The sequence below is a fragment of the Candidatus Acidiferrales bacterium genome, assembly GCA_035515795.1.
Taxonomy (GTDB): Bacteria; Bacteroidota; Ignavibacteria; order Kryptoniales; family JAKASW01; genus JAKASW01.
In genome coordinates, this window is record DATJAY010000035.1 from 278,597 (window position 1) to 302,211 (window position 23,615).

The 23,615-nt window shown below is 47.7% G+C and carries 18 protein-coding genes; 13 read left to right on the plus strand and 5 right to left on the minus strand.

Translation table 11 applies throughout. The annotated features are described in order from the left end of the window. Window positions 1-5: 5 nt before the first annotated feature. Together VLX91_14810 and VLX91_14815 are read right to left on the minus strand one after the other, a co-directional pair. On the minus strand, window positions 6-1,556 hold the full coding sequence (locus VLX91_14810) for an amino acid permease (GenBank protein ID HUI31478.1): 1,551 nt from the start codon (window positions 1,554-1,556) through the stop codon (window positions 6-8). A 90-nt stretch (window positions 1,557-1,646) separates the two neighbouring features. After that, on the minus strand, window positions 1,647-2,210 hold the full coding sequence (locus VLX91_14815) for a biotin transporter BioY (GenBank protein HUI31479.1): 564 nt from the start codon (window positions 2,208-2,210) through the stop codon (window positions 1,647-1,649). Between the two features lie 350 nt (window positions 2,211-2,560). On the opposite strand from VLX91_14815, the gene VLX91_14820 reads away from it, so the two are divergent. After that, the gene (locus VLX91_14820) at window positions 2,561-3,601 is read left to right on the plus strand and encodes a hypothetical protein (GenBank protein ID HUI31480.1); all 1,041 of its coding nucleotides are present in this window, start codon (window positions 2,561-2,563) and stop codon (window positions 3,599-3,601) included. A 56-nt stretch (window positions 3,602-3,657) separates the two neighbouring features. Here VLX91_14820 and VLX91_14825 read toward each other — a convergent pair whose 3' ends face one another. Then, window positions 3,658-5,379, minus strand: a complete 1,722-nt coding sequence (locus VLX91_14825; protein HUI31481.1) for an SLBB domain-containing protein — start codon at window positions 5,377-5,379, stop codon at window positions 3,658-3,660. Between the two features lie 126 nt (window positions 5,380-5,505). Between VLX91_14825 and VLX91_14830 the strand changes: the two genes are divergently transcribed. Then, window positions 5,506-5,853, plus strand: a complete 348-nt coding sequence (locus VLX91_14830) for a hypothetical protein (GenBank protein ID HUI31482.1) — start codon at window positions 5,506-5,508, stop codon at window positions 5,851-5,853. 170 nt (window positions 5,854-6,023) lie between these two features. Continuing rightward, a complete protein-coding gene (ilvD, locus tag VLX91_14835) occupies window positions 6,024-7,706 on the plus strand; it encodes a dihydroxy-acid dehydratase (GenBank protein ID HUI31483.1) in 1,683 nt (560 codons plus the stop codon). 82 nt (window positions 7,707-7,788) lie between these two features. Here ilvD and yidC read toward each other — a convergent pair whose 3' ends face one another. Together yidC and rnpA are read right to left on the minus strand one after the other, a co-directional pair. Further along, window positions 7,789-9,624 carry a membrane protein insertase YidC gene (gene yidC / locus VLX91_14840; protein HUI31484.1) on the minus strand — a complete coding sequence of 612 codons (1,836 nt, stop codon included), beginning with the start codon at window positions 9,622-9,624 and terminating at the stop codon, window positions 7,789-7,791. 215 nt (window positions 9,625-9,839) lie between these two features. Beyond that, the gene (gene rnpA, locus VLX91_14845; protein HUI31485.1) at window positions 9,840-10,328 is read right to left on the minus strand and encodes a ribonuclease P protein component; all 489 of its coding nucleotides are present in this window, start codon (window positions 10,326-10,328) and stop codon (window positions 9,840-9,842) included. Window positions 10,329-10,919: 591 nt separating this feature from the next. On the opposite strand from rnpA, the gene dnaA reads away from it, so the two are divergent. From dnaA to VLX91_14895, 10 genes are all read left to right on the plus strand, one after another. Then, window positions 10,920-12,317 (plus strand): chromosomal replication initiator protein DnaA, encoded by a 1,398-nt coding sequence (gene dnaA, locus VLX91_14850; protein HUI31486.1) that lies wholly within the window; start codon window positions 10,920-10,922, stop codon window positions 12,315-12,317. Between the two features lie 401 nt (window positions 12,318-12,718). After that, window positions 12,719-13,849, plus strand: a complete 1,131-nt coding sequence (gene dnaN, locus VLX91_14855) for a DNA polymerase III subunit beta (GenBank protein HUI31487.1) — start codon at window positions 12,719-12,721, stop codon at window positions 13,847-13,849. Window positions 13,850-13,871: 22 nt separating this feature from the next. Next, window positions 13,872-15,005, plus strand: a complete 1,134-nt coding sequence (recF, locus tag VLX91_14860; protein ID HUI31488.1) for a DNA replication/repair protein RecF — start codon at window positions 13,872-13,874, stop codon at window positions 15,003-15,005. Beyond that, the gene (locus tag VLX91_14865) at window positions 14,986-15,309 is read left to right on the plus strand and encodes a DUF721 domain-containing protein (GenBank protein ID HUI31489.1); all 324 of its coding nucleotides are present in this window, start codon (window positions 14,986-14,988) and stop codon (window positions 15,307-15,309) included. The genes recF and VLX91_14865 overlap by 20 nt, the downstream gene beginning before the upstream one ends. 12 nt (window positions 15,310-15,321) lie before the next feature. Beyond that, window positions 15,322-17,382: a DNA topoisomerase (ATP-hydrolyzing) subunit B gene (gene gyrB, locus VLX91_14870; protein ID HUI31490.1), complete on the plus strand. Its 2,061-nt coding sequence runs from the start codon at window positions 15,322-15,324 to the stop codon at window positions 17,380-17,382. Beyond that, window positions 17,360-18,028 (plus strand): glycosyltransferase, encoded by a 669-nt coding sequence (locus tag VLX91_14875; GenBank protein HUI31491.1) that lies wholly within the window; start codon window positions 17,360-17,362, stop codon window positions 18,026-18,028. Before gyrB ends, VLX91_14875 begins: the two co-directional genes overlap by 23 nt. A 103-nt stretch (window positions 18,029-18,131) precedes the next feature. Further along, on the plus strand, window positions 18,132-19,016 hold the full coding sequence (locus VLX91_14880) for a WG repeat-containing protein (protein HUI31492.1): 885 nt from the start codon (window positions 18,132-18,134) through the stop codon (window positions 19,014-19,016). Window positions 19,017-19,048: 32 nt separating this feature from the next. After that, window positions 19,049-21,532 (plus strand): DNA gyrase subunit A, encoded by a 2,484-nt coding sequence (gyrA, locus tag VLX91_14885; GenBank protein HUI31493.1) that lies wholly within the window; start codon window positions 19,049-19,051, stop codon window positions 21,530-21,532. A 275-nt stretch (window positions 21,533-21,807) separates the two neighbouring features. Further along, a complete protein-coding gene (locus tag VLX91_14890) occupies window positions 21,808-22,296 on the plus strand; it encodes a hypothetical protein (protein ID HUI31494.1) in 489 nt (162 codons plus the stop codon). 13 nt (window positions 22,297-22,309) lie between these two features. Further along, window positions 22,310-23,611: a T9SS type A sorting domain-containing protein gene (locus tag VLX91_14895; GenBank protein HUI31495.1), complete on the plus strand. Its 1,302-nt coding sequence runs from the start codon at window positions 22,310-22,312 to the stop codon at window positions 23,609-23,611. Window positions 23,612-23,615 lie beyond the last annotated feature (4 nt).

A 23,615-nucleotide genomic window follows, 5' to 3' on the forward strand; every position in this document is an offset into this window, starting at 1 on the left:
GCCGTTTACCGGCCGTTACCGTGAAGGGCCGCTCTTATTTTACTATGATACCGTCCGTATCCAAAGTAAATCGCTAATCCGATAATCAGCCAGACAATCAAGCGCAGCCATGTGTCGAACGGCAGGCTCATCATCAGCAGCGCGGACACGAGAATGCCCATGATGGGCACGAATGGGACCCATGGTGTCTTAAACGGTCGAGACATTTCCGGCCTGCGTCTTCGGAGAATCCAAACGCCAGTGCTGACAATTACGAACGCAAGAAGTGTACCAATGCTTACCAGTTCGCCGAGAATGTCAATGGGGAGCGCCGCAGCGAATATCGCGACAAAAATTCCAACGGCTATTGTCGAAATCCATGGCGTGCGGAATTTTGGGTGGACTTTGCTGGCCCACTTCGGAAGCAGACCATCGTTCGACATCGAATAGAAAACACGCGATTGACCGAGCAACATCACCAACATAACCGTGGCGAGACCGAATATCGCTCCAATTTTCACGAGAAGGCTTCCCCACCTCACACCGGTTGCATCTATGCCCACCGCGACAGGATCTGCAACGTTCAGACTGGTGTACGGAACAATTGCTGTCAGAATTCCGGAAACGAGAATATACAGGATTGTGCAAATCAACAATGAGCCCATTATACCGATGGGCATGTCCTTCTGCGGGTTCTTGGCTTCCTGCGCGGCTGTCGACACCGCATCGAATCCGATATAGGCAAAGAAAATTACGCTTGCAGCCCTCGCAATGCCCGACCAGCCGTACTTGCCGAACTCACCTGTGTTCGGCGGAATGAATTGCTTCCAGTTTATTTTTATCGTCGTATCAGGATGCTGTACCACAAAAGCTCCTGCTATTATTATGAACACGAGCACGATTGTAACTTTTATTATGACGATCGCCGAATTGAAATTTGCAGATTCTTTTATGCCGATAACGAGCACGGTGGTGACTATGAAAATAGCGATTGCCGCAAGAAGATTGAACTGCGCAGTGAGATGCGGCAACGACGTCGGATCGATGTGCATCGTAGTCAGCGAGGCACTGATGCGAGCAAGCCGCTCCCAGTGACCGTTGAACTGTACCATCATTTCACCGTGTGCGCCGGAAAATTGCGGCGGAAGATATATCCCGAAGTCCTGGAGGAAGCTGAGCACATAGCCGCTCCAGCCGGAGGCAACGGTCGCCGCTCCGAACGCATATTCCAATATCAGATCCCACCCAATTATCCACGCGAAGATTTCGCCGAGCGTTGCATAGCCGTATGTATACGCCGAACCCGCGATGGGAATGAGCGATGCAAATTCGGCGTAGCACAATCCGGCAAACAAACAAGCCAGGCCGGCAAGCACGAACGACAGGACTATCGCAGGTCCCGCGTACTTTGCGGCAGCCGCTCCCGTTAATACAAAAATTCCCGCGCCGATAATTGCACCTACCCCAAGGGTGGTCAGGTTGAGCGCACCCAAAGAGCGTTTCAGGCCGTGGCCGGTGTCGGCAGTCTCTTTAAGTATTGCATCGATGGGCTTTGTACAAAGAAGTTCTGAAGACATTAATCCTCCGGTTAAATTTGTTGAGACGTGAGCATGTGCCGGAACGCCGCATTCCAGCGATTCTACGCCTCTACTGATTATGACTATGCATCACGAAACATTATGTCCGTTTGAGCGAGGCAAAAAGGCGCGGTATATTCCCACGGCGGCTGCAAGTTTGATCAGGTCCCAATAGGAAAAAATCAGGAATCCCTGTACCATGGAGATATGCCAATCGCGTACGTAGACGATATCCAAGTAAAACGCGCCGCACGCAAATATTACGACAAATCCAATGAACATCGACAGCAGGGTCCAAAGAATAGAATTATCAGCTTTGATGATCGCACCCACGATACCGGCAGCCAAAACGAAACCGAAAAGATAACCGGCGGTGGTCCCGAGAAGTATTGAGAAACCTGCGGTCGGTCCTGCGAATATCGGAACCCCGACGGCACCCAGAAAAAGGTATAAGAGCACACTAAGGATGCCGTTCCGCCATCCGAGGAATGCGCCGGCAAGAATCACGAAAAGTGTCTGAAGGGTGAATGGGACCGGCTCATGCGGAATATATATTTGTGCGCCTACAGAAATTAGTGCAGTAAACAACGCGATGCCTTTTAATTGATCCAGCACTCCTGCTGAGCTTACTGAACGAAGAGTGGCATCTTTCATTTTACCTCCAATCCCTTCCCGAATCTTAAATCCTGCGCCTATTGAAAAACATGTCCTGCGATGTACGGCTTCCCGAACTGGATGCTCAGGAAATGGTAAGTGTTTAACTACAATTAGTGACAAGAAATTTAGAATTCATGATTTCTTAAAGTGTCTTCATCAGAACCCAAAATATGACCCTGCACGATGAGAATCAAGATTTTCCGAGGAGTCGGAACCAGATTGTTGCCGCGAAGACATGCACATTTGCCATGGCAACTTGACCGGCGCAAGTTCAGGAATTATATTTTTACGAAATCGATCTTCTAGAACATGTGTTACTTTTAAATACCTAAGAATGGGGATATAAAATGCAAAAATGGATTTTGGCCTTCATCGTACTATTTGTCGTCAGCTTTCAGACACGGTCAACTGCACAGTCACCGTCAATCAGCTATAAAGTTGTCAACAAGATTTCTCTTCCAGGAGAGACCGGATGGGATTATCTGTCGATGGAATCTTCTACGGGAAGACTATTCGTCTCCCGGGGGACCATGGTACAGGTTGTCGACGTTAACAACGGCAAACTCCTCGGCACTATCCCGAACACTCCCGGCGTGCACGGCATAGCATTGGCGGAAGACCTCGGGAAGGGTTATATAAGTGACGGCGCCGATTCCTCTGTCACCGTTTTCGATTTGAAGACTCTCAACACTCTGACAAAAATCAGTGTGACTGGAAGAGATCCGGATGCAATTTTATATGACCCTTACACGCAAAGGGTTTTCACGTGCAACGGAAGAGCTGCCAACTCAACAGTTATCGACGCGCAGACCGACAAAGTCATCGGGACAATTCCGCTTACCGGAAGCCCGGAATTTTCCGCAACCGACGGAAACGGAAAAATCTATGTTAACATCGAAAGCAAAAGCGAGATTGATGAGATCAATCCAAAGGAGATGAAAGTTCTTAATGTGTGGCCGCTGTCACCTGGCGAAGGCCCGAGTGGTTTGGCAATTGATTCCAAGAATCATATCTTATTTTCGGTCTGTCACAATAAACTTATGGTCGTGATGGATGCCAACTCTGGGAAAATAAAAGCCACCCTTCCAATCGACGCACGCGTGGATGGTGCGGCTTATGATCCGGAGCTAATGCGGGTTTACAGCTCAAACGGGGCAGGCACATTGACAATCGTTCAGGAAGCAAATCCGGACAGTTTCATGGTTGCCCAAAATCTCGAGACCCAAGTCAGCGCGAGGACAGTCGCTCTGGACAGCAAGACACATCACTTGTACCTGTCGGCAGCAGAGTTCAATCCCCCTCCCCCAGCCACTCCGGATAATCCGCACCCGCGGCCTACGATCAAGCCGGGATCATTTGTCGTATTGGAGGTAGCTCCAATGAAATAGGTCACGCCCCATGATCTACCCGGCAAATCTGTAAATGTAGTCGTCTGCGAACCGGTCTATTTTCCTTGAGCCGTCCTAATAACCAGAACCACAGTGGTAACTATTGAAGCCGCCGCGCCGGCAACAGCAAGAATATCCTTGAACATATCCCAGGTATATAATTCCGGCTTCACGGTCACCTTGGGTATGAAAAGCAAATCACCGGCTTCAATCTTCGTATCGCTTTTGTCATACCAGATATGAGTTTCGCTCTTAATTATCTTCGTATCGCCCGTCTTCGCATCATCCCCCGCCCCCCCCGCTGCTTTGATGTAGTCCGCGTAATCCCAACCCTCATGATAATCCACATATCCCGGATTTCTCACTCGGCCGAAAACGTATATTGCATTAGGAGATTTCGGAACATAGATACTATCTCCACTCCGCAGAGTACAATCGTAATCCTCATCCTTATTCACAAAAACCTTTACGAAATCAGTGGACACAAGTTCCACGGTCGGGCGAAGAAGTATCTCGCTCGTTAGATACGAAAGATCTTCAAGGGAAACCCCGGTGGCCCTATAGGTGTAACTCAACGTATCCAGAATTACGGACTGCCTGGACGGAAATGAATGTGTCCTCCGATAGACGAAAGCGTTCGGTAGCGATGCCCATTTCGTAAATCCACCGGCCAGATTTATGATGGTGCTGAGCCTCGTCGAATCCCTTGATATCGGATAAATCCCCGGGGTTTGCACTTCTCCGCCTACCCACACGTAATAGTCATTTATTTTCGATCTGTCGGTAGGCACGATGACGCGCGAATTTACGGGCAGCGGTGCGTACACAGCGGATGAATCGTCGAGATTCAGATCACTTACATCATAGGTTTTCCCGTTCCAGCTTAATATCTTAGCATGTGCCGTATCGGCAAGAGACGTGTGGCCTGCACATAATTCAAGTAGATCCTTTATTCGATCTCCCGGAACATATTCATAATTCCCCGGCATTTTTACCGCCCCAGAAATGCTTATGCTTCCCGCTTCAAAATTCTCTTTCGGAACAACAATCGCATCGCCTTCCCTCAAGTAGGGGTCGTCGCTAAGATTTCCTGTCATGTAAAATTTTAAAAGATCCACATTTTCAGACGCACCATCCTTGTGCAACAACTCGATCCTGCGGAGAGAAAAATCTGGAAAGGGGGCGGCCGTGTCTGCCGTGCTTCTTGGCAAATTGGCAAGCACGAAGGCGCGGTCAACACGATCAAAGGCTGTCACGATGTAACGTCCGGGTGTATGAACTCTTCCTGAAATCATTACATAAAAACTCTTAGGATAAATTAACGTCAGTGTAATTGTCGATTTCTTGAACTGTGTGCCTAACCGCTCCCTTGCATAGGCCTTTGCCTTTGACAGAGTCATTCCCCCAATCCTTAATTCACCGAAGGTCGGAACGATCAGTGTTCCTTCGGGATTGACACTGAGACTCAACGAAAGCGGAGTCGCCCCCCAAATCCCCACGTTTACAATATCGCCAGGCCCCAAGATGTAGCTGTTGGTATCGACCGGCATATCGTAAGGCGGCGGCTGAACCAGCAGACTCTGAGTCTGGAGATTTCGAAAAAAATCCGCGCTGCTCGTGAACATGCTGGTTGTCAGCGATGGCATTTGAATGTTCTGCGTTGATTGAGACAACTGAGATTCAGATGTCTGTTGCTGCTGTTGTTGCGGAATCAACTGAGCGTGCAATGTTCCGGAAAGAAGGCAGTGGATAAGCCCTAACAAAAGAAGTTTTTTCATGTCACCAACGTTTTTTGATGTATTAATAATACTAATAAAGAAAATCCGTTTACTCAAGGTACATTTGACGCACGTTTCATCTATGAGTCCTCATTAGGTATATTTTTTCTCAAAAAAGGACCAACCATGTTTGAACACAGGAAGGAACCGCTTCTTCCAAGGCGCAAATATGTGCACAGAGTGACGGTGCACGGCTTTTTTGCTCTGGCAGTAATTCTCCTCTCCCTGACCATTGGAATACTCGGATATCATATTCTTGAGGGATTACGATGGATCGATGCGACAGTAAATGCTGCAATGATACTGGGAGGCATGGGACCGGTGAATGAGCTTCACACAAATGCAGGAAAACTATTCGCCTCAGCTTACGCTCTTTTTTCGGGAATGGTTTTCTTGGCCGCAGCCGGCATTCTCTTCGCACCGACGTTCCACCGGTTTCTGCATAAGTTTCATTTGGATGACGGAAGCAAATAAAAGAGCAAGAGTCGTCAGTTTATGCTCGTTGGGATGTTTGTGCGGGCTGCCCGGAATTTCTGAACTTCGCGAACATGAATTCGGGAGGTACTGAACTCACTTTTGAATTTTGAATCCTCTATTGTTTATATTGAATTGAAAATCAACGAAACTAACCCTGGAGAATAACAATGCAAAGTGGTTTGAATAAATATAGTTCACGATTAACGCAACGACTTTCTCAGGCCGCATCTCAAGCCATGCTGTACGGCACCGGCTTGAAAGAAGAAGACATGAACAAGCCGCAGGTCGGAATTGCCAGCATGGGTTGGGAGGGTAACACCTGCAATATGCATCTTAATGACCTGGCAAGAATTGTGAAGCAGGGTGTTGAGGATGCGGGGCTTGTCGGCCTGATTTTTCACACAATCGGCGTCAGCGATGGAATCTCGATGGGAACCGAAGGAATGAAATCGTCGCTCCCTTCGAGAGAGATTATCGCAGACTCCATCGAAGCCGTCATGCGTGCACAGTGGTACGATGCAAACGTTTCTATTCCTGGCTGCGACAAGAATATGCCGGGCTGCGTCATGGCAATGGCAAGACTCAACCGCCCAAGTCTGATGGTCTATGGTGGTACAATAAGGGCGGGCCATTGGAACGGAAGAAAACTAGATATTGTCTCCGTCTTTGAATCCTACGGCGAATATATCGCGGGAAACCTAAAAGAAAGCGAATTCAAAGAAGTGATCCAGCATGCATGCCCCGGTCCTGGGGCCTGCGGCGGAATGTATACAGCCAATACAATGGGGACGGCGATCGAAACGCTCGGCATGACTTTGCCATACAGCTCATCTCTTCCTGCGGACAGCGAAGCAAAAAAGAAGGAGTGTCTCGCTGCCGGAAGGGCGGTATTAAACTTGCTTGAAAAGGATCTCAAGCCCCGCGACATAATGACAAAGCGGTCGTTTATCAATGCAATCACCATGGTTACCGCGCTCGGCGGTTCGACGAATGCGGTGCTCCATCTTATCGCCATCGCGAAAAATGTTGGAGTGGGATTGACGATCAAAGATTTTCAGAAAGTCAGCGACCGTGTACCGTACATTGCCGAATTAAAGCCAAGCGGGAAGTTTGTGATGGAAGATGTGAACGATATAGGTGGAATTCCAGCTGTCCAGAAGATGCTTCTTAGGGAAGGACTCCTGGACGGGAATTGCATGACTGTCACCGGTAGAACATTAGGTGAAAACATAGAGAACGTCGCAGACCTGTCTGCAGGCCAGAAAATAATCCATACACTTTCAGACCCGATTAAGGAAAGCGGACACATCCAGATTCTCTACGGCAATCTCGCAGAGGAGGGCGCCGTCGCAAAAATTACGGGCAAGGAAGGGCTGAAATTCTCCGGACCCGCAAAAGTTTTCAATTCCGAAGAAGAAACCCTTGCGGCGCTCGAAAAGAAAAAAATCAAGCCTGGAGACGTGGTGGTCATCAGGTACGAAGGACCAAGGGGCGGGCCTGGAATGCGAGAGATGTTGACCGTTACTTCTGCCATCATGGGAGCCGGCCTCGGAAAAAGCGTCGCCTTGATAACCGACGGACGTTTCTCCGGCGGCACACACGGCTTCGTTGTGGGACACGTTTCGCCAGAGGCGCAGATGGGTGGCGGTATCGCAATCGTTAAAAATGGAGACCGCATAACCATTGACGCGCAGAAGAATGCAATCACGCTCGAAATTTCCAAGAAAGAGTTTGCAGCGCGAATGAGGAAATGGAAAGCGCCGCCGATCAAATTCAAGAGCGGAATGCTTTACAAATATATCAGGAGTGTTTCATCTGCATCGGAAGGATGTGTAACGGATCGCGACTGAGATAGGACGCAAGATCTAAACTATTTGCGGAGATTGTTAAGCCGGTCTCCGCTTTTTATGTTCGGACGTTCATCACGCCCTCTCACATATTTCTTCTCATGAATCTATTCCCCATCGGGGGTCTGACGGGCCTCGTTCTCTTGGCAACCGCGGGCTTCAGCAACAGTTCCTCCTGTGGCTTTTTGTTCATCAGATATTGCTGCCCTATCGATAACAGGTTAAAAACGAAGTAATACAGGTTGAGTCCCGACGGAAAATTATTGAACAGAAGCCAGAACATCACAGGCATGAACCACACCATGAATTGCTGCCTCGGATCCTTCATGCTCATCTTCTGCTGAACGAACATCGTGATTGCCATGAGCAGCGCGAGGCCACTTACCTGGCTTAGACCTACGAAGGGAATCGTGAAGGGAAGGTGCATTATCGTATCGGGAACAGATAAATCCTTGATCCACCATACGAAGTGAGATTGCCTCAGTGCAATGTTGCTTCGGAAAATCGCCCAGAGTGCGTACAGAATCGGCATCTGAAGTATCATCGGAAGACATCCGCCCATTGGGTTTATCTTATATTCCTTATAAAGATTCATCACTGCCTGATTCATCTTTTGCGGATCTTCCTTGTACTTTTCTTTGATCTCATTCATCATTGGTTGCAGCGCCTGCATCTTTCTCATCGACTTCATGCTGCTCGCGGTCAGCGGGTTCAAGAGGAGCTTCAATAGAATCGAGAAGATAATTATAGCAACCCCGTAGTTGGGAATGAATAAATGTATGAATTGAAATGCGGGCAACATCACATACTCGCCGATCGGTCGAATAATCCAGCGCCAGCCAAGCCCGACAGTCTCTTCAAGCCCGACATTATAGGATTTCAACAGTCGGTAGTCCAGCGGTCCGACGTAGACCATAAAGGAATCTGCCTGATAAGGTTGACCTTCAAATCTCATTTGAAGAGCCGTATAATAGCTCCTGACAAGTCCGTTGTCCGGCGCCTTTGCTGCCGTCCCCTGCAGGTAAGCGCCGTCTGCAGACTTACCCATTGGTACTATTGCGGCTGTGAAATACTTTGTCGTTTGAGAAACCCATCCCGTATTCCCGCTTAGCTCCTGTCTCGCGGTCTCATTCAGCTTCGACGCTTCCAGCGTCGATACGTCACCACCGATATAAGCATAAGACGTGGAGAAGCTCGACTCATCTACACTATTTGCCTCCGTATAATTCAGCCCGTGTTCCCATGTAACCTGGTACTCGTAATTTGCAATGTAGCGATCCATGTTACGAAACACAAAATCGGAGCCGAAATCATACACTCCGCCTTTAAACGAAAACTCGCGGACAATTTGTGCCGAGTCACCGACATTCGCACTGAACGAAATCCTGCACCGCTGGCTGTCAGAAAGCGTGACCACCTCTCCGTCACGGTGCGGAGAATCAAAATAAAGATCTTTTGTGTCAATGAGTTTGCCGTCCATCGTTTGGAATAGAAGGCTATAGTCACCATTATACAAATAATTAACCAGCTGGACCTGCTTCCCACGCCACGTATTGAACTTCGTCAACGACCAGCTCTTTAACATTCCCCCTTCAGCTGTCAGAACGGCAGTATAAAGACTTGTCTTGATCGTGATCGTCTTCGTTACCCCTTTCGTAAGGGGCGCAAATGTCTTTCCATAAACTCTCTGTGCGGCGGTGTCACTCGGCAAATTTGATTTCACTGTTGCGCCAGTTTCCTCAGATCGCTTTTCATACGAAGATCTTGGCGGCGATGCCGATTCTTTGTTGTTTCCTTGTGAGAGTTGAGTTTGGTCTGTCTGCTGCGCGGTCCGAGCCGGCTGCTTGGGTGTATTGAAATACATCCACACCAATAGTACTAATGTGATCAAAACGATACCGATAGTTTCTGTCTTGCCCATCTTGTTTCCTTTACTTCACCGGATCAAATCCGCCCCTGCCGAATGGATTGCATCGTACCACTCTCCATAAACTGAGTAACATTCCCCTGACAAAACCATGTGCACGGAAAGCGTCGATCGAATATGACGAGCAGCTCGGATAAAATCTACATGATGCCGGAAGGAGCGGTGAGACTAACTTCTTGTAGATTGAAATTCCACCGATCGCTGCCTTGCTAGGCAGACTGATTACCAATTCTAAGAAGGAATTCCTCGAAATCTTTTTCAACATCTTTCAATATTATGGTTGGCGTTGTATAATTGCCATTAAGTACTATATCAAGACCTAATTTCTTCCCACAGATTAACTGTCTTAATTTATCATAGTTCTGTCTGAAGACCTCTCTCATAAGTCGCTTCATGCGGTTTCGATCAACTGCCCTTCTTACCTTCTTCGATGTGGTGAAGGCAACTCTCACAAAATGCTTTTTGTGATTAAATATATATATGGCAGAAACATACTTCCCGGTTGAGCGCTTTCCGTTTTTAAGTATTTCTCCAATATCTCTCGATGACCGGATTATTATCTCCCCGCGAAGTGGTTTTTGCTTAAGTGTATCTACAATCGTTGCCTTATTTTTCGTCACTGACAGTGAGACGCCATCTGCCCTTCGCCCGTCTCCGCGCCAAAACCTTTCGGCCTGTTTTGCTTCGCATCTTAGCACGAAATCCGTGGGTTCTTTTCTTACGCGTGTTATGTGGTTGAAATGTCCTTTTCATTAAAGAGCTCCATAAATTTGTCCATTTGCCGTTTAAGATAGTTCGGTAATCTGTAAAATTCAAGGTTTTAGGGCAACGAGGGAGAAGATCAGGGGTTTTCCACAAAATATTTCCACTTTTCCACAACACCCTTCAATTCACGCAATTTTGCTCTGTTTTACGTGTTTAACCGTGATTCTGAAAACGCTGGCGACAAAATTGATCGTCCTCGTAATTCGCTGCTAATCAACACCTTACAGGAACAGCTAATCAGATGTGTCATCTTGTTTTTCCACATTCCCTTTATTATTATTGAGAGTAATATTCCTGCGTGGTTTGGTGTGGATAACATGTGGAGACCTTGAGTTTTTGCACTCTTTTTTAGCGTTGTTCATTAAGTCTTGAACTGAAAGGTTTTCCCCAGCCATGTTAAATAGATATTACTTGACGTGTAAGCGATTGACGAGTAAGGAGTTGAGAGATGTTTCCTATGTTGATAACGCTGTTAGTAATGTGGAAAATCTCAGAATTCTAACAAGAGGAGGGAGAGGTCTTTGATGGAGACGGCAACTGATGTTAGGGGGACGTGGGAAGAATGCATGAAGCTCATTCACGGACAAGTAAACAATCTGAGTTACAAGACGTGGTTCGAACCGGTGATCCCCGTGGCACTGAAGGAGAAGAATCTGATTCTGCGGGTTCCGAGCCAGTTCTTTCACGATTGGCTTGAAGAGCATTACGCTAGAGTCGTTTCTGAATCCGTGAGGACGGTGATTGGAGAAACCGCGAGGGTTGAGTATACAATTTCCGATGAGGATACAAGCGAGTCTGAGCCACAGTTTTATCGGCCATCAATGCCGAATCGTACAACCTTGCACGCGGAAAAAATCGGCCCCCAAAAGGTAAACATCCGTGCCGCATTTGAAAGCAATCTCAATGCGCGTTACACATTTGAGAATTTTATCAAAGGAGACAGCAACCAGTTCGCGCGCGCTGCAGCTTATGCGGTTGCGAACAACCCTGCTGGGACCTCCTTTAATCCACTGGTAGTTTACGGGGGTGTTGGGCTCGGCAAAACCCATCTCATTCAGGCAATTGGAAATTTCGCGCAGCAATCCGGCAAAGCAGAACGTGTTCTCTATGTTTCAAGCGAACGATTCACGGTTGACTTCGTTGACGCGATTCAGAAAGACAAGGCAAACGAATTTTCTAACTTCTACCGCAGCATGGATATCCTCATTGTTGACGACATTCAGTTCTTTGCGGGAAAAGAAAAGACACAAGACACATTCTTTCACACTTTCAATGCTCTCCATCAATCAGGGAAGCAGATCGTGTTATCCTCGGACAGACCGCCAAAGGAATTAAAAGGCGTTGATGACAGACTCGTCAGTAGATTCACGTGGGGATTAACCGTTGATATTCAACCCCCGGATCTGGAAACCAGGATCGCGATCCTGAGAAAGAAAAGTGAAGACGATGGCATCCAGATACCGGATGATGTTATCGAGTACGTGGCCGCAAATGTTACTTCAAACATCCGTGAACTTGAAGGTTGCTTGATCAGTATTCTGGCTAAGGCAAGCCTGAACAACCGCGAGATAAACGTTGAGTTGGGGAAGGAGGTCATTCGCAATCTCGCGGTTACAAGGAAAACCGCTGTTACCGTTGAAGATATTCAGAAAGTTGTTGCCTCCTTTTTCGATGTCAATGAAGAATCGCTTCGTGGGAAAACCAGAAAACAGGAGGTCGTAATTGCCCGCCAAACCGCAATGCACTTAACAAAGGAACTAACACAACTGCCGCTTAAGACAATAGGAAGTCACTTCGGTGGCAGGGATCATTCAACCGTAATTTATGCGTGCCAGGTTATCTCAGACTATCTCTCGAATGACAAAAAATTCAGGGAGAAGTACGATAGGATCAAGAAGAAAATTGAGATGATCGGAATGTGAATAACTTGTTTACTTGTATGTGAAGAAGTGCTCGACCGATGTCAATATCTAATTCTTTTCCACAATGAAAAATACAAATAATCCTCGATGTTGACTACTTCTCGTTAATCAACATTCTATACTCACATCTTCTTTAAAACATCTCTCATGCTGTGATCCGTTAAATGACCGTCTTAATTGTAATTATAGTAAACTAATTTTCTTTTCAACATCCTAACACTCTTTATTCTTATTATTCTTTTATATACATATAGATATATATTTATATTAATTGGGACTTTTCAACTGTCAGGTTGGATGACAGCATAACGGGTAAATTGAATTTTAGGCTCAAAAAGTGTAAATTTAAATAGAATTCGCAAGTTGCAATTGTCAATATTCTGTAAATAATGGAGGTGGAAATGAAGTTCAAAGTAAATAGTAGAGAACTCCGAGATGCAATAGGGAAGATCATAGGTGTTGTACCGATTAGAACCACCATCCCTGCGATTGAAAATTTGCTTCTCGACGCGACCAAGAAAAAGCTTTCCATTTCCGCGACAGACCTTGAAATTTCAATGACAACTCAACTCGACATCGTGGACGGTGTTGACGGAAAGGTGACTGTAAACGCGAAAGAATTTTTCGACATTATCCGCAATCTTGATGAATCGGAGATAGAAGTTTCCCTCGATGAAAATCTGAAGTTGTCCTTGAAAACGAAGTCGGGCTCCTACAGGTTTGCGTGCACGCCTGCGGAGGAATATCCGACGCTCCCTACAATCAGCGAAGGAGCAGAGACATCTTCGATTGCTACAGATATGTTGAGGAGCGTGATAGAAAAAACGATTTTTGCGGTATCCAAGGATGAACATCGTCGTTCAATGAACGGAGTGCTGTTTCTATTTTCTGGTAGGGGGGCAAAGATATACTCGACGGACGGGCACAGATTAGTTCGGATTGAGGACAAGGCACTTGTGGACAAACCACTGAAGAAAGAAGCGAACATTCAGGAGAAAGCACTTTCGCTGGCGGCAAAATGCTTCAGAGGAGCGAGCGTCGAGGTGACGATAGCGGATGAACACATCAAGCTAAAAGCAGGTGAGACAGAGCTGGTATCAAGGCTAATCAAGGAGCCTCACCCTGACTACGAGGCGGTCATACCCGGCGATATCGATAACAACAAGATAATGTCTGTCAGCAGGGGAGAGCTTCTCGAGAAAGTTAGACGGGTTGCGATACTTTCCGATTCCGTAAATCACCTCGTTAAGTTCACAATAGACAAAGACAACCTGACAATTTCTACGGAAGATACGGACAGAGGAGAAATGGGAGAAGAGCGGCTTCTAGTGCAATGGAATGGTGGCGAGCAGATGAACATCGGGTTCAATTCTACTTATGTGACAGATGCGATGAACAGCATCGATGCGCAGAAAGTGAAATTTGCGTTTTCGACATCGACGCGTGCCGCTACGATTAAGCCGATCTTGGAGAACGGAAAGGCTGGAGCGCAAGAGATGCTGGTTCTCGTAATGCCGTTGAGGTTGTCGTGAGGCTACCCAGGGGAGCCGATTAATGCGAGTAAAGAGAATTCAGCTTTCAAATTTTAGAAACCATGTCGACTCATCGCTTGAATTCAGCCCGGGAGTAAACTTTATAACAGGCGCAAACGCACAGGGGAAAACGAGTATCCTCGAGGCGCTTTCATATGTCTGTCTTACGAAGAGTTTTCTGCACCAGGCAGATGCAGCAATAGTAAAAATTGGCAGCGATTCATTCGCTGTGGATGCTATCCTGGAGAATGAAAAGGGGTTCGTCAACAATGCCCGCGTGGTCTACTCGATCGATGCGGGCAAGAGGATCTTCATCGACGGCAACGAGATCAAGAAAAGTGCGGACGTGATCGGGATGTTTCCCATCGTGGTGCTGTCGCCGGGGGACTTCGCGCTGACCACGGGCGCACCGAGCGAGCGGAGGATGTTTATGGACATGGTGCTCTCGCAGATATCACGTTCGTATCTGGAAGAATTGATAGAATACAGACGGGCGTTGAAGCAAAGAAATAAAATTCTTTTGGATGGCAAGTCGACGGGGTCGCTTGATACTGAGGTTATGATGGCCTGGACAGATGCACTGGTGTCCCACGGATCAAAAGTGATGATGAAAAGAACTGAATTTGTTGGTGAGTTTCAAGCGACGTTTTCGTCTGCCTATTCCACCTTGGTTGAATATGGCGAGGCGCCGGCGCTTAGGTATACGCCGTCGTTTGGGCTAAACGAACGTGGGACGAACGTCTCGGAGTCATTTTATGCATCACTCAGTCACTTGGCTAAGATGGAACGGATCCGTGGAGCAACCCTTTCTGGACCCCACCGCGACGATATCGCCTTTGTGTTGAACAATATGCCGATCCGTGAATTTGCGTCACAGGGTCAGCATAAGACCTTTCTCGTTGCGCTGAAGATTGCGGAGTTTCATTACATCAAGACAAAGCTAGCTGAAACGCCGGTTATGCTGTTGGACGACGTAATGACCGAGCTTGATTATTCGCGTGCGACAAAAACAATACAGGCTGTTTCTACTCTGGGTCAGGCATTCATAACCGCGACGGATATGATGAGTTTCGACGAAAATCTGATCGACATGAGAGAGACAAAATTCCACTTTGTCCGCGAAGGGAATATGGCTTATGACAACGTCCGACTTTAGACAAGATGCCCACCATGGCAGCCATGATGCGAGGCGGGTAGGAGATTTGATAAAAGAGTTCACGAGTCAGGATGGTATATCGGAGAAACTGCGGGCTTTCGAAGTCGTTGGTAACTGGGAGAAAATTGTCGGCGATATGATCGGGAAAAACACGGAGATCGTCCGAATTGAAAACGGCACGCTATACGTGCAGGCAAAAAACAGTGCATGGCGAAACGAACTGATCTTTGCGAAGGCGACAATATTGAAAAAGATAAGAGAGAACTATCCCGATTCTGGAGTTGAAAATGTATTTTTTATTTAGACGAGGTTGTTCATGCTAAAGAAGGATGCGGCGACCAAGGCGAGATCGAAAAAGCCGAAGAGCAAAGGTAAGCCGCCAAAAGATAAAGATAGAGCAGAAGAAAGAGTTCACACGGATATAGCGAACAGAAAACCGGAAAAAGACTTGGTGAACAAAGCGGAAAACGGCAGAGAGTACACGGCAGAAAGCATAACGGTCCTGAAAGGACTCGAAGCCGTCCGGAAACGTCCCGCTATGTATATCGGCGATATCGGGCAGAGGGGATTGCACCATTTGGTTTATGAGGTGGTTGACAACTCCATAGACGAAGCGCTCGCAGGGTACTGCAAGAACATTAGCGTAACCGTCAACAAAGACGGAAGCGTAACGGTTGAAGACGACGGCCGCGGCATTCCCACCGGCATCCATCCACAGGAAAAAAAGTCTGCACTCGAAGTAGTGATGACGATGCTGCACGCGGGCGGAAAATTCGACAAATCGACGTATAAGGTTTCCGGCGGTCTGCACGGAGTCGGCGTTTCGGTTGTCAATGCGCTCTCGGAGGTTATGGAGACTAAGGTGTACCGCGAAGGAAAAATCTTCTATCAAAAATATAAGCGTGGCGAGCCCGTCGAGCCAGTGAAAGTTATCGGGAAAGATTCGAGGACCGGCACAACTCAGACTTTTGTCCCCGACAGGGAGATTTTCAAGAATCGCAACTACAAGTTCGAGACTATTGCAGAAAGGATGCGAGAGCTCGCTTTCCTGAACCCGGAAATTAAAATAAAACTTGTGGACAAGCGTGATGGGAACGAAGAAGAGTTTCACTACGAAGGCGGTATTACTGAATTCGTCCGTTACATTGATGGTACAAGGAAAACGCTTACGAAAGAGCCGATTTTTATTTCCGGCGAGCGAGAAGGGGTAAGTGTTGAAATCGCGCTCGAATATTGCGACGATTATAGAGAGAATCTATTTTCGTATGTCAACGATATTAATACGGTTGAAGGCGGCACACACGTCAGCGGATTTAGGAGCGCCCTTACCAGGACATTGAAATCTTATGCCGACAAAAATAATCTGGTTAAGTCTGATAAGATTAACCTGACCGGCGACGACTTTAGAGAAGGATTGACGGTCGTTATCAGCACGAAGGTGCCGGAGCCGCAGTTTGAAGGCCAGACAAAGACGAAACTCGGCAACGGGGAAGTTGAAAGCATCGTCCAGACTATCGTGAACGATAAGCTGGGCGAGTACCTTGAAGGTAATCCGGGATCTGCAAAAAAAATCATTGAGAGAGCGGTAAACTCAGCCGAGGCGCGCGAGGCGGCTCGCAAGGCGCGCGATATTGTCCGCCGGAAAAATGCGCTTGAATCGTCGAACCTGCCGGGCAAACTTGCCGACTGCTCCATCAACGATCCGGAACATTGCGAGATATTCATCGTCGAAGGAGACTCCGCGGGTGGTTCGGCCAAGCAAGGAAGAGACCGTCAGTTCCAGGCGATACTTCCGTTGAAGGGAAAAATTCTGAATGTTGAAAAGGCCAGGATGAACAAGATTCTTGAAAACGATGAGATCCGTGCGATCGTGCAGGCAATCGGCGCTGGTATCGGCGATGGGGAGGAGTTTGATGCCTCGAAAGCCCGGTATGGAAAGATCATCCTGATGGCAGATGCCGACGTAGACGGAAGCCACATTAGAACTCTCCTTCTCACTTTTTTCTTCCGGTACATGAAGGAGCTTGTCGAGCTCGGAAAAGTTTACATAGCACAGCCGCCGTTATATAAAGTCAAGAAGGGAAAAGCCGAGGAGTATGCGTACAGCGAGGATGAGAGAGACGACCTGATCAAGAAAATAAAAAAGGGGGATGAAGGCGAGGTCGTTGTCTCGAGATTCAAAGGTCTCGGCGAGATGAATCCGGAACAACTCTGGGACACCACGATGGATCCGGCGAAAAGAACGCTGCTTCAAGTCAGCATCGAAAATGCAGCGGAAGCGGACAGAACGTTTTCGATTTTGATGGGCGAAGAAGTCGAGCCGCGCAAGAACTTCATCGAGAAAAATGCAAAGTATGTCCGGAACCTTGACGTTTAGAGATATTTCCACAGTTATCGTAAACTATCGTACGCCGGACCTTCTTGAAACTTCGGCGAGATCATTCAGGAAATTTTATCCGGATGTCGAATTGGTCATTGTGGACAACGGATCAAACGATCAGTCGGTTGAAGTAATTGAATCGTTTGTCAGATCTAATCCGTCAAGCACAAAGTCGATCATGCTGGAACAAAATTATTTCCATGGTCCGGCGATGGATAGAGCAGCAAGATCAATTGAAAAGGAAATCGTTTTCTTCCTGGACACCGATACGGAAACCAGGCGCGGCGGGTTCGTTGAGCTAATGTTGGACGAGTTCAATCAGAATGAAAAGGTGTATGGTGTGGGGAAGCTCGACAAGGTCAATAAAAGAGGCTTCGCCGCAGAAGATGGGACAATAACAGTTTTACTCTCACCATATATGATGTTGCGGCGAAAAGTGTATTTCGATCTTCCGCCTTTCAGGCACCACGGCATGCCGACGCTCGAAAATTTTTCTGCGGCGGAATCCATGGGATACTTGCTTCGGAATTTCGATATTTCCGATTACATTGAGCACTACGGGAGAGGGACGGCGTCGAAGTTTGGTTACAGCCTCGGATTCCGCGGAAAACTGGATTTCCTGTTGAATAAGGTGGGACTTTGACGCCTATGGCTAGACCGATGGAAGTATCGATGCGTGGAGAGGCTTTTCAATGGTGATCTTGTCATCCTCGCAGAATAGTCGGATACATTTGCTGTTGGTCCGAATGTCATTTTTCATTGCAGGGGTTAGCTCTCTCGCCATGGCACAGGAGAACCGATACCCGATTTTGGAGAACGGACGGTACGGATTCATCGATTCGGCCGGAAATATCATTGTACAACCGACTCTTGAGAGAGTACCACAGTTTTCGGAGGGACTAGCTCTGACTGAAGAGGATGTATTTCTATTAGGACCAAGATGGGGTTTCATGGACACGTCGGGACACGAAGTGATCTCTCATGATTATCCGAAAGCCGGTGATTTCCATTGTGGTAGAGCATGGGTGCTCAAGCATTCCTTTTTCCTTCCGTTCCTCAGCTCCGATAAGTATGGGTACATTGGCAGAGCTGGACATGTCGTCATAGATTTCAAGTACGACGTTGCAGGGGATTTTGCTGAGGGGCTTGCAAATGTTTCGCTGGAAGGAAGGTGCGGTTATCTGGACACGGCTGGCAATGTGGTTATTCCACTGCAATATGAGAGGGCAAGAGCTTTTTCCTGCGGCCTTGCGCCTGTAAAACAAAATGGGAAGTGGGGTTATATAAATTCAAGGGGCGAAGAGAGAATACCAGAGCGATTCGATGATGCAAGAAGTTTTTTCGACGGACGGGCTCTGGTAAGGGAAGACAGCGTTTGGAGGTTTATTACCAAAGACGGTGCCAACGCGTTTCAATTAGAGTTTGAAAATGCCCTTTGGTACACGGAAGGATTAGTTGCGGTGAAGGTCGGTGAGTTTTGGGGCTATGCGGACACCGCAGGCACCATGGTCATCAAACCGAGATTTGCAAGTGCCGCTCCTTTTTTTAAAGGCCTTGCTGAGGTCAAAACTCTTTATGAACACGGGTACATCAACCATGATGGGAATTTTATCTGGCGAGAACAGAACTAAGTGCAGATTGCCTGAATAGTTAGGATTATAAAATGTCATTAAATGAGAAATTAGTTCCAGTCGACATAGAGGACGAGATAAAGGGTTCGTACATAGACTACGCAATGTCGGTCATCGTGGCCCGTGCGCTACCCGACGTACGCGATGGACTCAAACCGGCACACAGGAGAGTCCTTTTCGGAATGTCGGAGCTCGGTCTCGATTACAACAAGCCGTACAAAAAATGCGCGAGAATAGTCGGCGAGGTTCTCGGTAAATATCATCCGCATGGAGATGTCGCGGTTTATGACACACTCGTCAGGATGGCGCAAGACTTTTCGATGCGCTACCCGCTCGTCGACGGACAGGGCAACTTCGGCTCGATAGACGGAGACTCGCCCGCGGCAATGCGTTATACCGAAGCGAGACTCTCGAGAATTGCAGGAGAAATGCTCCGCGATCTCGAGAAGAACACCGTCGACTTTGCACCTAACTTCGATGAATCACTCAAAGAGCCCCTTGTCCTTCCGTCGCTCCTTCCGAATCTTCTTCTCAACGGCGCAAGCGGAATTGCGGTCGGTATGGCAACGAACATCCCGCCGCACAATCTCTCCGACACCGTCGATGCAATTATTGCTTTGATAAAGGATAAGGACATTGCCATTGATAAGCTGATCAAAATCATAAAGGCGCCTGATTTTCCGACCGGCGGAATAATTTTCGGCTACGAGGGAGTCAAGGAAGCATACAAGACCGGACGCGGCAGAATCATCCTGCGTGCAAAAGCAAACATCGAGACCCAGAAAAGCGGAAGAGTAAACATCGTCATAACGGAAGTTCCTTATCAAGTCAACAAAGCGAATCTTATCGAGAAGATCGCTGACCTCGTGAGAGAGAAGAAAATTGAAGATATCTCTGATATCAGAGATGAATCGGACAGGGACGGAATTAGGGTAGTGATCGAGCTAAAACGCGACTCGGAGCCGCAAGTTGTTCTCAACAATCTCTACAAGCATACGCAGATGCAGACGACCTTCGGCGTGATAATGCTTTCCCTTGTCGCCGGCGTGCCGAAGGTACTTGATCTGAAGCAGATGATGGAATACTTCGTCGAGCACAGGCATGAGGTCGTTGTCCGTAGAACGAAGTTCGATCTGGATGCAGCAGAGAAGCGCGCGCATATTCTCGAGGGTTATAAAATAGCTCTCGATAACATTGACGAGGTGGTACAGCTTATAAAGAAATCGAAGGACCCAGAATCAGCGAAGACGGCTTTGATGAAGAGATTCAAACTCAGCGAAATTCAGGCAAAAGCTATTCTTGCTCTGACGCTGCAGAGGCTCACAGGACTGGAAAGAAAGAAGATCGAAGATGAATACCGCGAGACGATAAAGCTTATCGAAAAACTGAAGGCAATACTCGCCAGCAAAGCAATGCGGATGGAAATAATTCGCGATGAATTGATCGATCTCAAAAAGAATTATGGCGACGAGCGCCGGACGGAGATTATTGAAAAGGCATCTGAATTCAGCATCGAAGATATGATAGCTGAGGAGGATGTCGTCATTACGATCACGCACAATGGTTTCATCAAGCGGTATCCCGTCAGCGGTTACAGGCGCCAAAGCCGCGGCGGAAAAGGAGTCACGGCGCAGTCGACGCGCGAAGACGATTTCGTCGAACACATGTTTATTGCTTCTACACACCAGTACATACTTTTCTTCACAGATAAGGGGAGAGCTTACTGGCTGAAGGTGCATGAAGTTCCCGAGGGCGGTCGAGCATCGCGCGGAAGGTCCATCATCAACCTGATCGGGAAAATGCCGGATGAGCAAATCACGGCGTTCCTTCCGGTCAAAGACTTTGAAGAAGATATGTTTGTCACCATGGTGACAAAGCGCGGAACAGTAAAGAGAGTCGCGCTGAAGGAATTCTCGAATCCGCGGAAAGTCGGCATCATCGCGATCGGCCTTGATAGAGGCGACAGGCTTATTGATGCGTGGCTCACGGATGGAAAGCAAGACGTAATCATCGGAAGCAAGAATGGGCTTGCTTTAAGATTTAACGAGAGGGATGTCCGCGAGATGGGACGTAATGCACGCGGCGTCAGAGGCATGAAGATTGCAAAAGGCGACGAAGTAATCGGCATGATTGTAATCAGCAGGCCCGGAGCAAGCGTGCTCGTTGTTACCGACAGAGGTTTTGGAAAACGGAGCGAGGTTGGAGAATACTCTCCGCGCCGCCGTGGAGGTAAAGGACTCATCACCGTTAAGACCGGCGACAAGAATGGCAAACTGCTTTCGATAAAGGAAGTGATCGACAACGATGACATAATGATCGTGACGTCGAAAGGTTTCTTGATTCGTCAGCATGTGAAAGAGATCAAGCTCGCTGGAAGAAACACGATGGGCGTTCGCCTTATAAAGATCCAGCCGAGCGACAGTATTGCCGCTGTTGCAAGAGTTCTTGCTGAAGAAGGCGAAGAGGAAAGCGGTAACGGTAGGAACGGTAAAGAGCAAGCGGATTTGTTCGAGTAGAGAAGGCAGACCACACCAACACCTGTTGCCGATTGCAAACGGCGCAGTAAACAGAATAGGGTGTAAATCGCAGGAGGCGGCATGGCAGCATGCTGCCTCTTTCGTTTTAAGACGAAGGTGAAAAGCCTGGTTGTGGTGTTGACTTTCAATTTTACCCAGACTACCTTCTTGCGTATGCAGCATCATTACGTGGTTTGAATTTTGTTGCAAGGTGAATAGAGCCCTGCTCCAAAGTGGCAGAGACTCCTTTTGGAAAAATAAAAAAGGAGGGCAAAATGAAAACGCTGTTTCTTCATGGATTGTTGATATTGTCTGGTATTTGTGTAGGAATCGCGATTGCCGGCTGCAATTCACTCGGGAGCAAAGGGCACAACTCGATTCCTGAGTCAGCAACTTACGAGTATTGGATCACGGGCGGGGCTGCGGGGACGAGCCAGCACACCACCATCGACTCAACCGGGTCTGCTGAACTTGATTACAAATTTGTCAATGGATCAAATCAATCCAGCTACATGTACCAGCTGACCTCGAGCGAATTCGACACTTTCAAAGCTGCATTTCGATCCCTCAATCTTTTTTCACTTGCTGACGCTTATCCTGCCTCGCAACAGATCGCAAACGGCTATTCCTACAAGATAACCTGTAGGTTCGACGGCACCTCAAAGACTGTTACAACAGAGGACAACGCCTCTATACCTAGACCGCTCAGTCTATTTCTGCCGGTGATGTCACGGACTAACTCGATGATTAAGTTTAAGCAATAGGGGGAGGGGGAAAGTGAAGACACGGTTTGTTCTCAAGTTGGTTTTATCATCCATCTTAATGCTTTGTGCCGGTGAAGCATTCGCGCAATGGTCTGCAATCTCGGAGTTGCAGTATGTGCGCATATCCGGCATTCTCGTTATAAACGACAGTACTATCTTTATAGGTGGGTTCAACGGCGCATTTCTTCGATCAACAGACCGCGGGAACACCTGGTCGCGCGTCATACCGACCGGAATGGGAACCGATTCAATCTTTTCTCTAAACAAGTGCGGTGGATATCTTTTTGCCGGTACGAACGCTCCGGTCAGCCTTTATCGATCTTCTGACAACGGGAATTCATGGAGCGCAGCCGGGCAAGGATTACCCCCAAATACAAATGTCAACGGCATGACATATTTGAACGGGGTGACTTATGCAGCGACAACCAATGGTGTCCTGGGCTCTACGGACAATGGCACGTCGTGGACCGCCGACACCTTGGGATTAAACTTGGGACCGCCGCCGTTTCCTCCCGAGTATATGAACTACGGTACTGTCGGAATTACCTCTGCCGGATCGAATCTTTACGTTATCGAGGCCCTCAATGGGAAAGGTGCATATCGGACTTCGGCGGACAGTATATCCTGGACGCCGATCGGATTAGACTCGGTTTCAGAATCCGCGATAACATCCCTGGATACTAACGTCTTTGTGGCCACGACACGTGGAATATTCCTTTATAGTGGAGGTACCGCGTGGCTGGACAGAAGTGTTGGGCTTCCCTTTTCCGATTCAGCGAGCATTACGCTGTGTAGTTTCGCCACATCAGACACTCTATTATTTGCTTATATCGAAGTAAGTTCATCGACCTTTTACGGCCATGAGATTTACGTGACGCATGATTTAGGCAAAACATGGATCGATGTCAACGACAGTGCCTTTGCGGGAAGTTCCGTTACCGCCATGGTTGCAACCCCAAAGTACCTTTTTGTCGGCACGCAAAGTGGTGCATGGCAGATACCAATCTCAGATGTGATCACCTCTGTGAATGAAAACCTTCCTCCGGTGCCTTCCAAATATGTTTTATATCAAAACTATCCCAATCCATTCAACCCATCGACGGTCATCGGTTATCGCTTGCCAGCAGCCAGCCATGTCACGTTGAAAGTCTATGACGTGATGGGTCGCGAAGTAAAGACATTGGTGAATGAGCGGCAGTCCGCGGGTAGTCACTCTGCCAGATTTGATGCTGGCAGTCTGCCGAGTGGTCTGTACTTCTACAGAATTCAAGCGGGCAATTATTCTTCGACAAAGAAGGCACTGTTGGTGAAATAAAGGG